We start from the raw sequence: 12,063 nt of genomic DNA, 5'->3' as shown, positions 1-12,063 counted from the left end.
GCCGGGGCGTGAGCGGGAGGCTGCGCCTGCCGGGTGGAGGCGTCCCGGTACAGCCCGCGATGGGCCGTGTCGGGCACCAGCGTCGTGGTGATCCCGATCACCGTCTCGGCTGCCCCAAGGATGAAGGCGCCGTGCGGCGCGAGGCGCTGGGAGAGCGCGGCCATGACCCGGGCCTTGGTCGGCACGTCGAAATAGATCAGCACGTTGCGGCAGAAGATGACGTCGAACTGCCCGAGATGGGCGCTCGATTCGAGCAGGTTGTGCTGCTTCAGCTCGACCATGGCGCGGATGCGCTCGTTGACCCGCCACTTGTCGCCTTCCTGGCGGAAATATTTGAGCAGCAGCTGGATCGGCAGGCCGCGCTGGACCTCGAACTGGCTGTAGATGCCCTGGCGGGCCTTCTCGAGCACCTCCGTCGAGATGTCGGTGCCGAGGATCTCGACCTTCCAGCCGGCAAGCCGGCCGGCGGCGTCGTCGAGCAGCATCGCCAGCGAATAGGCCTCCTGTCCGCTCGAGACCGCCGCGCACCAGATGCGCAATTGCCGGCTCTGCGCGTTGGCTGCAAGCTTCTCGGGCAGGATCACGTCGCGGAACAGGTCGAACGGCGTCCGGTCGCGGAAGAACAGGGTCTCGTTGGTGGTCATCGCCTCGACGACGGCGTTCTCCAGCTCGCGGACAGGCTCGCGCCGCAATGTCGTGACGAGCGCGCCGATCCCGTCGATGCCGCGCCGGCGGCAGAGCATGCCGAGGCGGCTCTCGACCAGATAGCGCTTCTCCAGGCTCAGATAGAGGCCGGAGCGGACCTGGAGCAGGATGCGCAGGAAGTCGAAATCTTGCTCCGTCATGCGCCGTGGCCCCCGCCGACGAGGGCGCGGATGGCTGGTCCGATGCTGCCGAGCGGCACGATCGCGCTGGCCTGCCGGGCGCGGACGACGGAGCCCGGCATGCCCCAGATGGTGCTCGAGGCCTCGTCCTGGGCGATGACGGCGGCGCCTGCGCGCCGCAGCGCGGCTGCGCCTTCGGTCCCGTCGCTGCCCATGCCGGTCATCACCAGCCCGAGCGCGGCCGGGCCGAGATGGCGCGCCGCCTCGTTGAACAGCACGTCGACGGCCGGGCGGCAGAAGCGCACCGGCGGACCATCGCTGACATTGGCGACGATGTGGCCGAGCTTGCGCTCGATGCCGAGATGGCGCCCGCCCGGCGCGATGTAGACCGTACCGCGCGCCAGCCTTTCGCCGTCGTAGGGCTCGCGCGCCGGCACCCCGATCTGGGTTGCGATCTGGTCGGCGAAGGAGGCGGTGAACAAGGCCGGCATGTGCTGGACGACCAGCGTCGTCAGGTTGTGCACCGCGTCGCCGAGGTCGGACAGCACGCGGGCGACGGCGCGCGGGCCGCCGGTGGAGGCGCCGATCACCAGATAGCGCGGCATCACCGCGATCAGCGGCTTCAGATCGACGACGCCGCTCGGCGGCGTGGCGAGCGGCAGCTCGGCGCTGCCGAGGGCGGATCGGCTTCGCGACTGGCCGATGCTGGCGAGCTTGTCGAGGAATTCAGCGCGGAAATCGAGGGACAGGGTCAGCCCGCTGCGGCTGTCGGGCTTCGGCAGCACGTCGACGGCGCCCATGGTCATGCATTGCAGCGCCAGGCGGGCATTGCGCTCGGTCAGCGTCGTCGTCATCAGCACGGCGGTCCCGGGGCTCTCCTTGACCAGCCGGGGCAGCGCGGCGACGCCGTCCATGCCGGGCATGTCGATGTCGAGCACCACGATGTCGGGGTGGTAGCGGGCGGCATGCTCGATCGCCATCTCGCCATCGCCGGCGACGGCGACGACGTGGAACCTGCCGCTCTCGCCGAGCCAGCGCGCGAACAGCCCGCGCACGACGACGGAGTCGTCGACGATCATCACGGTGCTCGGTCGAGGGCTGGCTTGGGGCGAGGGGCTCGTGGTCAGCATCGGCAGCGCATGTCCTGAAAGGTCGCGGCGTCGGGAACCGCGCCGCAGGCGCGTTGCGTCAGAGCAGGCCGACCTGATGGAACTTCGAGGCCACGATCTCCTTGTCGAACGGCTTCATGATGTATTCGTCGGCGCCGGCATGCATGGCGCGGGCGATATGGGCGATGTCGTTCTCGGTGGTGCAGAAGACGACCTTGGGGCGCTTGCCGCCCGGCATCTGCCGCAGGTTCCGCAGGAAATCATAGCCGTCCATGATCGGCATGTTCCAGTCGAGCAGCACGGCGTCCGGCATCTCGCCCTTGCAGGCGTCGATGGCACGCGCGCCGTCCTCGGCCTCGGTGATGCGGAACTGCAGGCCCTCTAGGATCCGGCGGGCGACCTTGCGGATGACGGCGGAGTCATCGACCACGAGGCAGTACTTCATTTTCGATTCTCCAGGGAGGGCCGGCGCGTCAAGCGGCGACCGGCAATTCGATTCTGAGGATGGCGTCGACGTCGAGAACCACCAGCAGGCGGTCTTCGAGCCGGTGGATGCCCTTGGCGAGGCCGGCCCAGCCGCTGTCGAGATGGATCGGCACGGGCTCGAAGGTCGAGCGCTCGAGGCGCATCACCTCGCCGACCTTGTCGACGATCAGGGCGAAGGCTTCGCCGCCCTGGTCGATGCCGACCGCGACGAGTTCGCAATCGGCGCAGCCTTCCGGAGCCGGCGCGGCGGAACGGCCCATGCGCTGGCGCATGCAGATCGCGGTGACGATCCGGCCGCGCAGGTTCAGCAGGCCGACGATCTCGCGCGGCGCCAGCGGCACCGGCGTGATGCGCGTGGCGATGAAGACATCCTGGACGCGGCCGATCGGCAGGCCGAGCAATTGCTCGCCGACGGTGACGGTGACGTAGTCGAGCGAATCCTCGAAGCCCGCCGCACCGCTCTCGTCTCTGGTGGCTTGCGTGCTCATGCGGCTTGCCTCAGCCCCGGCCGGCTCTCGGTCAGTTCCGCGATCAGGGCGCGGCGGTCGAACTTGGTCACGACCTCGTCGAAGCGGGCGAGCGAGGCCGCGACATGCAGTTCCGGCGTCGGCAGGGTCGAAAGGCCGATGATCCGCAGGCCGGCGTGCTTCGCCTCGGCGCGCAGGCGGCCGGCGAGCGCAAAACCGGCCTCGGGGTCGCGGTCGAGGTCGAGCACGATCGCGCCGAGATCGGCATGGCCGGCGGCGATGCCCGCCGCGAGCGCGATGTCGGCGCTCTGGCTGACCCGCATGCCGGAGGCCCGGAGCACGGGCACCAGCATCTCGCGCAGGAAATCGGAGGGCTCGATCAGGAGCACATGCGGCCCGCTGGCGAGCGTGTCGTCGCGGCGGCCGCGCAGCCAGTTGGCGTTGGCCTTGGGCAGGTAATGGGCGAGATCGAGGATCTCGGTGGCGCGCCCGCGGATGATCGCCGAGCCGACGACGCCCTGTTCGGCCATGGCGAGCATCTCGATGTCGAGAGCCTCCTCGACGATATCGACGATGGCATCGACCGCGAGCGCCATGGTGAGGTCGCCTTCCGAGAAGATGACCAGCGGCTGCAGGCCGCTCTCGCGGACCTCTACGCCCTCGACCGGCACGATCGGCATCAGCTTGCCGCGATAGTTCAACAGGGTGCGCCCGCCGCCGCTCTCGAAAAGCCCGGCATCGACTTCCTCGAGCCGGGTCACCAGCGAAAGCGGCACCGCCTTGAGCTGGTCCGCGCCGGCCCGGAAGACCAGCATGGTGGTCCGCTCCGCCGCCGGGGCGACATCGCCCGCCGCGTTGGAATGGGGAGCTTCCTGGCTGCCGGGCAGGGCGCCGACCAGGCGCGCGACACCATTGGGGTCGACGATCAGCACCACGGCGCCGTCGCCCAGGATGGTGTTGCCGGAGAACAGCGGGATGTGCCGCAGCTTGGTCGACATCGGCTTGACGACGATTTCCTCGGTGTGGAACACCGAATCGACCAGGATGCCGAACTGGCGCTCGCCGACTTGCGTCACCACGATGAAGCCGTCCTCGACCATGGCGGACCGGCCCATGACGCCGGCGAGCGCGATGATCGGCAGCAGACGATCGCGCAGGCGCAGCACGGGCGAGTCGTTGATCCGCTCGATGCGGTGCTCGCTGCTCGCCTTGACCCGGACGAGCTCGCGCACCACGGCCTGCGGGATGGCGAAGCGCTGCTCGCCCGAGGCGACGATCAGCGCCGAGACGATAGCCAGCGTCAGCGGGATCTTGATGGTGATCGCGGTGCCAGTGCCGGCGATGCTGGCGATGTCGACGACGCCGCCGATCGCGTCGACATTCACCTTGACGACGTCCATGCCGACGCCGCGTCCGGAAATCGCGGTGACGTCCTCGGCGGTCGAGAAGCCGGGATGGAAGACGAAGCGCAGGATCTGCGCCTCGCTCATCTTCTCGATCTCGGCCTCGCCCGCCAGCGCGAGCTGGGTCGCCTTGCGCCGGATGCGGGCGACGTCCATGCCGCGGCCGTCATCGGCGATGGCGATGGTGACCGAACCGCCCTCATGATAGGCCGAGACGCGAATCGTGCCGGCTTCCGGCTTGCCGAGCGCCAGGCGCTCCGCGGGCTCCTCGATGGCATGGTCGGCGCAGTTGCGCACCATATGGGTGAGCGGATCCTTGATCAGCTCCAGGATCTGCCGGTCGAGTTCGGTGTCCTCGCCCTCCAGCACCAGCTCGATCTTCTTGTCGAGATCGGTCGAGAGGTCGCGCACGATGCGCGGCAGCTTCGACCAGGCGTTGCCGATCGGCTGCATGCGGGTCTTCATCACCCCGTCCTGCAGCTCGGCGGTGATCAGCGACAGCCGCTGCAGCGGCGCCTTCAGCCCGGCGTCCTCCTGCTGGCGCGAGATTTCGAGCAGCTGGTTGCGGGTCAGGACCAGCTCAGAGACCATGGTCATCAGATGTTCGAGCGTGTCGACATTGACGCGCAGCGTCGCCGGGCCGACAGGGCGCGCCGCCGCCTCCTCGGCGCCGGGCGCCCGGGGCTTGTCGAGCGGGCTCGGCGCGGCCCGGAAGATCAGGTCGAGTTCGTCGGGCCTGCTCTCGCCGGTGGATTTGGCGAGATAGGCGGCGACCGGGTCGAGCGGGACGCCGGGTTCCTCCTTCGCCGAGAGCTCCTGGCTGGCCTTGGCCGCGAGGGCGCGCAGCTCGCCGATCAGCGCGTCGTCATTGCCCGGCGGCTCCTGCCCCTTCTCGGTCAGCTCGGCCATGATCTCCTTGATCTGGTCGATGGTCTCGAGGATCGCGGTGACGGCGGTGGAGGAGACCGAGGCGCCGTCACGGAACTGGCCCATCACCGATTCTGCGGCGTGGGTCAGCGCCTCCAGGCGCGGCAGGCCGATGAAACCGCAGGTGCCTTTGACGGTGTGGACCAGCCGGAAGATGTTGCGCAGGATATCGGTGTTGTTGGGTTCCTGCTCGAAGCGCACGAGTTCGCGATCGACCGTGTCGAGATGCTCGCCGGTCTCGCTCAGGAACTCTTGCAGCAACTCGTCCATGCGAGGACCGTTCACTCACGCCACAGATGCAGCCTCGGATAGTGCGGGCGAAGGGTTTATGATCGGTTGAGATCGTGCCGAAAGCTGGCCAGGCCCGATCGTTTCCGGCTTGCCTTCGCGCGCTGCGCCGGTTCAGGCCGGATCGGCGGCGATGCTGACGGTGTCGCCCTCGATGGCGAAGGCGATGCTCATCCCGGCGGCACGCGCGACCATGCCGGTGTAGACGGGCTGGACGGCATGGGCGTCGATGGCGCCGCTTTCGGAGCGGCCGGCGATGAGCTCCTCGACATGGGCGGGGATGCGCGCATGCGAGCCGGTCGCCGAGATCCTGAAGGAGCCCTGTTCGCCGGTCACCACGGTCCGGCAGATGATCTTGCCGCCGCGCGGGATCGCCTGCGTCGCCAGCACGAGCAGGTTGAGGACGAGCTTGACCTGGTTCTTCGGCAGCAAAGCGCGCGGCGCCTCCCAGTCGAGCGAGAGCTTCTCGTCGTTGAGGAAGCCGTTGGCGACCGTGCCGGCATCGCCGAGGTCGATCATGGCGCCGGCCGAGCCGGCGGCGCCGAAGGCGAGGCGGGCGAATTGCAGGCGGGCCGAGGCGTTGCGGGCGCTCTTCTTGATCAGGTCGAGGGCGAACTCCTTCATCGAGGGGTCGTCCTCCTCGAGCACCTCGAGCGCGTTGACGATGGCGCCGACCGGGCTGATCACGTCATGGCAGACGCGGCTGCACAGAAGCGCGGCCAGATCGATCGGCTCGAGCGTGATGGCGGTCATGATCCGGTCCTAGGTCATAAGGGGGGCGGCGCCATCTGCGCCGGCCATAGGCTTGGCAGAATGCGCGAGTCTGGTTTGCAGGGAGTTAAGCATGCGGCGCGGGCACGAATTACTTCGACCGACATGCCCCGGCCGGATGGCGGCCAGAAGCCGGGCCGACTTTCCCTTTCCGCAACAATGCTCTAGGTGATCTGGTGTCGCGCGGCTTGCCTGCTGCGCGCGGATGACGGCTTCAGACAACATGACGATTGCCCCCGACGATCCGCTCCTGCTCGACCGGGACCGGCTCGCCTGCCTGCTCGGCGAGGCGGCTCGGCGCAGTGCCGCGGTGCTGCTGGCCAAGCGCTCGGCCCGCGACGTCAAGCTCAAGGCGGACGGCTCGCCGGTCTGCTCGGCCGATATCGCGGCCGACGAGGCGGCAAAAGCAGCCCTGGCGCAGCTGCTGCCCGGTTTCCCGGTGATCAGCGAGGAGAGCGTCGGCGAGGTCGCCGTCGCCCCGGTCTTCATCCTGCTCGACCCGCTCGACGGAACGCGCGAATTCCTGGCGGGCGGCGACTGCTATTGCGTCTGCATCGCCATCATCCGCTCCGGGCGGCCGATCGCGGGCGCGATCGCGGCGCCGGGCCTCGGCCAGCTCTGGTATGGTGGCGAGCGCGCCTTCGCGCAGGCGCTCGGGGCCGATGCGGCGCCGGCCGGCGCGCCGGTCGCGATCCAGGTCAGGGCCGAGCCGGCGGCGGGGCCACGGATGCTGGTCAGCCGTTTCCATGGCGATACGATGAGCGCAGGGATCGCAGCGGCGATCGGTCATGGCGAAGGCGCGCCGGTGTCCTCCGCGGTGAAGTTCGGCCTGATCGCCGCCGGCGAGGCCGATCTGCATGTGCGCGGTGGCGCGACGATGGAATGGGACATCGCCGCGGGCGAAGCGATCCTCGGCGCGGCCGGCGGCGTGGTGCGCACCCTAACCGGGGCGATGCCGGCCTATGGCTGCAGCGAGCGCGCCTTTCGCAATCCGCCTTTCGTCGCCGCCGGCAGCGAGGAACTGGCGGCGCGCGCGATCGCGCAGGCGGCGGGCGGCGCCCAGGCCTGAACGCTCAGCGGGCGACCAGGCGCGCCACCGCAGGCCAGTTCGCCCGCGCCTTCGCGCGCAGGGGCGCCTCGGCGAGGAAGCGGCGGCGGCCTTCTTCGGTACGGAAGAAGAAGAGCTCATTGCCGATGACGGCGTAGCGGCGGGGATCGGCATCGGCCGCGTAGCCGTCGGCGACGGCGCTGGCGTCGAAGCCGGCGAAGCGTGGCTCGTAGAGCGCGGGCGCATCGAGGAAGGCGTCGCGATTGGCGGCGCTGGCGAAGCGCCAGACCGCGCCGTCATGGGTCAGCTCATGCTCCGGCAGCCCCGGCACGAGGCCGCTGTCGAGATGATAGGCAACCGGATCGAAGCCGGCGAGCGCGATGCTCGTCCGCGCATTGCGCATCATCGTCTCGCCGAGGCCCGGCAACTCCAGCAGACCGGCCGGCAGGGCGGGATCGCGCTCCTGCGCATGGCCCGGGCCGGCTGCGAGCACGATCGCCAGGCCGATGCCGGCGAGCGCGGTCCAGCCTTGCCTTGCTGCGGCCTTCATCCCGGAAAATCCTCGGAAAACATCGCTGCGCCGGTTGGCGAGGCGGTTCTTCACCGCTTGGATACACATGCAGGGTATCCAAGCGGTTACTGCAATCGCGTGCATCGGCGCGCATTGGCGCGCTTCTGCGCCGCCGTCGCCCGGGCGGAAAGGCCGCAAGCCTGACGCCCGGCGCTGGCCTGGAGACGATGTGATGAGCCAAACCCGCCGCAATCTTTTGGCTGCCGCGCTCCTGCTCGCGGCCGCCACCATCGGCCGCCCGGCCGCTGCGCAGAGCGAGCGCTCCTTCTCGCAGAACGAGCTGGTCTCGTCCGGACACCAGTTCTTCGGCAACGTCTCACGCGGCTTCGCGTTGACCGTCGAGGAGGCGGTGCGCCGCTGGGGCGAGCCCAACGGCTATGTGCTGGGCCAGGAGGCATCGGGCGCCTTCGTCGGCGGGCTGCGCTATGGCGAGGGCACGCTGTTCACCCGCAACGCCGGCGACCGCAAGGTGTTCTGGCAGGGGCCGTCGGTCGGCTTCGATTTCGGCGGCGAGGGCGCGCGCACGATGATGCTGGTCTACAACCTGCCGAGCGTCAGCGCGCTCTACCAGCGCTTCGTCGGCATCGACGGCTCGGTCTATTTCGTCGGCGGCTTCGGCTTCACGGCGATGACGGCGGAGGGCGTCATGCTGGTGCCGATCCGCACCGGCGTCGGCTGGCGGCTCGGCGTCAATCTCGGTTACCTGAAGTTCACGCCGGAGGCGACCTGGAACCCGTTCTGAGCGATCAAGCTGCCGTTACTGGAAATATGCTTTCGGGCATGGCAAGCTGACTTTCCGCCCGATAGTCTAACACGGAGCCGCCAGCCTTGATCGAAGCCGTCATGCTCGTCACGCTCGGCTTCCTGGCTGCCAGTCTGCTCGCGCTCGCGGCACTGCCAGCGTTGGCGCGGCGGGCCGACCGGTTGGCGCGCCGACGGGCCGAGGCCGCCTTTCCGCTTTCGCTCGCGGAGATCGCCGCCGACCGCGACCATCTGCGCGCCGAGCTTGCCATGCGCGAGCGGGTGCTGGAGCAGCGGGCCGAGAGCGGCTTTGCCGCGAAAGCCGGTGCGATGAACGAGATCGGCCGGCGCGACATGAGCATCGGCCGGCTCGAGCGCGATCTCGGCGCGCGCGACGCGCGCATCGACGGGCTCGAAACCGATCTGAAGCAGAATGTGCAGGATCTCGCCCTGACCCGCGAGGCGCTCGCCAAAGAGAGCGCCGGCCACCAGACGACGCAGGCGACGCTTTCGGCGCGTGTCGGCGATCTTGCGGCGCTGGAACAGCGGCTCGCCGAGACGCGAACCGCGCTGAGCGGGACCGGTGCCGACCTGGCGGCGCGCAACCATGAGCTCTCCGAGACGCGCGCGACGAACGGGCGGCTCGAGACGGTCCTGACGGAGCGCGATGCGGCGCTGGCCGCGCTCCGGATCGAGCATGACCGCCAGCATGTCGCCCTGGTCGAGGCCGGGACCCTGCGCCTGACACTGGAGACAAGGCGCGACGAGCTGGCCGGGCGGCTGGCCGTGAGCGAGAAGGCCCTGGCCGAGACCAGGAATGGCCTGGCGGCGATGAAGGTGGACCGCGACAGCGAGCGGCTGCGGGCCGATGCGGTCACTGGCCGGGCAGTCGAGGCCGAGGCGGCGCAGGCGGCGGCCGATGCCAACGCTGCCAGGCTGGGCGTCGAGATCGCCCGACAGGAGGAGGCTGTGAAGCAAGGATCGGTCGAGCTTGCCGAGGCGCTGGCCCGGATCGCAACTCTCGAGGGCGAACTGGAGGCGGCCGCCACGGCCAATGCCGGCCTGAAGCAAGGGCTGGCCGCGGAGGCGGCGCGGCAGCGCGAGGGCTTGCGCCAGCGCGACGAGACGATCGAGGCGCTGCATGGCGAGATGCTCAGCCTCCAGGGCGCGCGCGACCAGGCGCGGGCCGACCGTGCCGGCTTGAAGCGCGAGCTCGCCGCGCTGCGGCGCCAGGGCAGCGGCGGCGACAAGGCCGGCGAGGCGGCCTTGCGCCAGGAGATCGTGCGGCTCGCGGACGCGCTGCTGGCTTCGGCCGAAAGCCGCGAAGCGGCGGAATAGCCATCCACCGCAAGCGGTTTGCAGCGGCCTCGTCATGTTCTAGGTCGTCGCGCCTCCTACCAGGCGCGAAGCGACGATCTATCTCTTTGTCGAAGCATCGGATTCTTCCGCAAAGTGGATTCCACTTTTCGGTCCGATGCTCTAGGGAGAGGTGCCCCGTGCCCTCGCGCCGGACACCGCTTTCTCGGTTTGGATGATGACGGATATCGTTTGTATCGGCGAGCCTCTGGGCGAGTTCAACGCGACGCGCGGGGAGAGCGGCGAATATCGCTTCGGCCTGGGCGGGGACACTTCCAACTGCGCCATCGCCGCGGCCAGGCAGGGCGCCAGCGTCGCCTATGCCGGAGCGCTCGGCAATGACGAGCCCGGCCGTGCCCTTCGGACGGTCTGGGCGCAGGAGGGCGTGGACGACCGACATGTCTCGACCCATCCTTCCGCGCCGACCGGGCTCTATTTCGTGGCGCATGGCCCGCAGGGGCACGTCTTCTCCTATCTGCGCGCCGGCTCGGCAGCGAGCCTCTACGGCCCGGGCGACCTGCCGGCCGAGCTGATCGCCTCGGCCAAGGTGGTCCAGGCATCGGGCATCAGCCAGGCGATTTCGGGCAGCGCCTGCGACGCGGTCTTCGAGGCCTTCGCCCTGGCGCGGCAGAACGGCGTGCTGACCGCCTACGACACCAATCTGCGCCTCAAGCTCTGGCCGCTGAGGCGGGCGCGGGCGATCATCCACGCCGCCTGCGAAATGGCGGACATCGTCCTGCCGGGCGATGCCGATGCGAAGCTGCTGACCGGGCTGGAGCAGCCCGATGCCATCGTCGACTTCTATCTTGGGCTTGGCGCCAAGGTCGTGGCGCTGACGCTCGGCCATGAGGGCTCGCTGGTGGCGACCCCCGAGCGGCGCGAACGCTTCGTGCCGATCAAGGTCGAGGCGATCGACGCGACCGGGGCGGGCGACTGCTATGACGGCGCCTTCCTCGCCGAATATGTCCGCACCGGCGACGCCTTCGCCGCCGGGGCCTATGCCAATGTCGCGGCGGCGCTGTCGACGCAGGGCTTTGGCGCGGTCGGGCCCTTGCCGCGCCGGGCCGAGGTCGAGGCGCGGATCGCAGCAGAGGCGGCTCTCCAGGCATGAACATCCCGATCCTGACGCAGGCGGGCGATCTCCTCGCCCGGTACGAAGTGCTGATCAGCGACGTCTGGGGCGTCGTCCATGACGGCGTGCTGGCGCTGCCCCCGGCCTGCGAGGCGCTGATGCGCTATCGCGAGGCGGGCGGCGTCGTCGTCCTGCTCTCGAACGCGCCGGGCCCGTCGGAGCAGATCGCCGGCGTGCTCGATAAAAAGCGCGTGCCGCGCACCGCCTGGGACCGGCTGGTGACCTCCGGTGACGTGACGCGGGCGCTGGTCGGGGCGTGCCATCTGCGCAAGGCCTACCATATCGGCTGGCATGACGACCGCGCCGTGTTCGAGGGCTTCGATGTCGAGCTGGTCGACGAGGCGCAGGCCGAGTTCGTCGTCGCGACCGAGCTGAACGACTATCGCACCGAGACGCCGGAGCAGTACCGGCCGCTGCTCGAGCGTTTCGTGGCGCGCGGCCTGCCCTTCATCTGCGGCAATCCCGACCTCGTCGTGCATGTCGGCGAGGACCTGTTGCCCTGCGCGGGGGCGCTGGCGACGATCTATGAGGAGCTTGGCGGCCGGGTCGCCTGGGCCGGCAAGCCGCATCGCCCGGCCTATGATCTCGCTTTGGCGGCGGCGCGCGACGCGCGCGGCGGCCGCGATGTCGATGCCGGCAAGGTGCTCGTGGTCGGCGATGCGGTACGGACCGATCTCGCCGGGGCGCGATTGATGGGCTTCGACAGCCTGTTCATCGCCGGCGGCATCCATCGCGACGAGACGATCCGCGACGGCGCGGTCGAGCCCGCCGGCCTCGCCAGGGTGCTGGCCGCGCATGCGCCGCTGCCGGTCGCCGCGATGGTGGCGCTGGGCTGACGCTTCCGTCATTGCGAGCGCAGCGAAGCAATCCGGGGGCGTTGAGCTCTGCCGCTCCTGGATTGTTTCGTCGCTTCACTCCTCGCAATGACGGGGAAACGCTG

At 69.6% G+C, this 12,063-nt stretch carries 12 protein-coding genes; 5 read left to right on the top strand and 7 right to left on the bottom strand.

Annotated elements, in window-relative coordinates:
* The 6 genes from V6M56_RS04250 to chpT form a co-directional block, all read right to left on the bottom strand.
* Positions 1–845, bottom strand: an 845-nt coding sequence (locus V6M56_RS04250; protein ID WP_332681523.1) for a CheR family methyltransferase, incomplete at its 3' end; no start/stop codon positions are given.
* Entirely contained in the window at positions 842–1,903 is a 1,062-nt protein-coding gene (gene cheB / locus V6M56_RS04245) for a chemotaxis-specific protein-glutamate methyltransferase CheB (RefSeq protein ID WP_332681521.1), read from the bottom strand. The genes cheB and V6M56_RS04250, both read right to left, overlap by 4 nt.
* A gap of 109 nt (positions 1,904–2,012) precedes the next feature.
* Positions 2,013–2,378 carry a response regulator gene (locus V6M56_RS04240; protein ID WP_332681520.1) on the bottom strand — a complete coding sequence of 122 codons (366 nt, stop codon included), beginning with the start codon at positions 2,376–2,378 and terminating at the stop codon, positions 2,013–2,015.
* Between the two features lie 28 nt (positions 2,379–2,406).
* The gene (locus V6M56_RS04235; protein ID WP_332681518.1) at positions 2,407–2,907 is read right to left on the bottom strand and encodes a chemotaxis protein CheW; all 501 of its coding nucleotides are present in this window, start codon (positions 2,905–2,907) and stop codon (positions 2,407–2,409) included.
* The gene (locus V6M56_RS04230; RefSeq protein WP_332681517.1) at positions 2,904–5,486 is read right to left on the bottom strand and encodes a hybrid sensor histidine kinase/response regulator; all 2,583 of its coding nucleotides are present in this window, start codon (positions 5,484–5,486) and stop codon (positions 2,904–2,906) included. The genes V6M56_RS04235 and V6M56_RS04230 overlap by 4 nt, the downstream gene beginning before the upstream one ends.
* Positions 5,487–5,618: 132 nt before the next feature.
* Positions 5,619–6,257: a histidine phosphotransferase ChpT gene (gene chpT / locus V6M56_RS04225; RefSeq protein ID WP_332681516.1), complete on the bottom strand. Its 639-nt coding sequence runs from the start codon at positions 6,255–6,257 to the stop codon at positions 5,619–5,621.
* 241 nt (positions 6,258–6,498) lie between these two features.
* On the opposite strand from chpT, the gene V6M56_RS04220 reads away from it, so the two are divergent.
* On the top strand, positions 6,499–7,344 hold the full coding sequence (locus tag V6M56_RS04220; RefSeq protein ID WP_332681515.1) for a 3'(2'),5'-bisphosphate nucleotidase CysQ family protein: 846 nt from the start codon (positions 6,499–6,501) through the stop codon (positions 7,342–7,344).
* Between the two features lie 4 nt (positions 7,345–7,348).
* On the opposite strand, the gene V6M56_RS04215 is transcribed toward V6M56_RS04220, so the two are convergent.
* Complete coding sequence (locus V6M56_RS04215) at positions 7,349–7,873, bottom strand: YHS domain-containing (seleno)protein (RefSeq protein ID WP_332681514.1); 525 nt, start codon at positions 7,871–7,873, stop codon at positions 7,349–7,351.
* A gap of 193 nt (positions 7,874–8,066) precedes the next feature.
* On the opposite strand from V6M56_RS04215, the gene V6M56_RS04210 reads away from it, so the two are divergent.
* The 4 genes from V6M56_RS04210 to V6M56_RS04195 all read left to right on the top strand — a co-directional run bounded on the left by V6M56_RS04210 (position 8,067) and on the right by V6M56_RS04195 (position 11,959).
* Positions 8,067–8,636, top strand: a complete 570-nt coding sequence (locus V6M56_RS04210; protein ID WP_332681513.1) for a DUF1134 domain-containing protein — start codon at positions 8,067–8,069, stop codon at positions 8,634–8,636.
* Positions 8,637–8,722: 86 nt separating this feature from the next.
* Complete coding sequence (locus V6M56_RS04205; RefSeq protein ID WP_332681511.1) at positions 8,723–9,973, top strand: coiled-coil domain-containing protein; 1,251 nt, start codon at positions 8,723–8,725, stop codon at positions 9,971–9,973.
* Positions 9,974–10,169: 196 nt separating this feature from the next.
* The gene (locus V6M56_RS04200) at positions 10,170–11,102 is read left to right on the top strand and encodes a sugar kinase (protein WP_332681509.1); all 933 of its coding nucleotides are present in this window, start codon (positions 10,170–10,172) and stop codon (positions 11,100–11,102) included.
* Entirely contained in the window at positions 11,099–11,959 is an 861-nt protein-coding gene (locus tag V6M56_RS04195) for a TIGR01459 family HAD-type hydrolase (RefSeq protein WP_332681507.1), read from the top strand. The genes V6M56_RS04200 and V6M56_RS04195 overlap by 4 nt, the downstream gene beginning before the upstream one ends.
* The last annotated feature ends 104 nt before the right edge of the window (positions 11,960–12,063 follow it).

It is taken from the genome of Allobosea sp., from assembly GCF_036675845.1.
GTDB lineage: Bacteria > Pseudomonadota > Alphaproteobacteria > Rhizobiales > Beijerinckiaceae > Allobosea.
The sequence above is the reverse complement of the archived record's forward strand: the minus strand, read 5'-3'. Positions and strand labels throughout refer to the sequence as shown.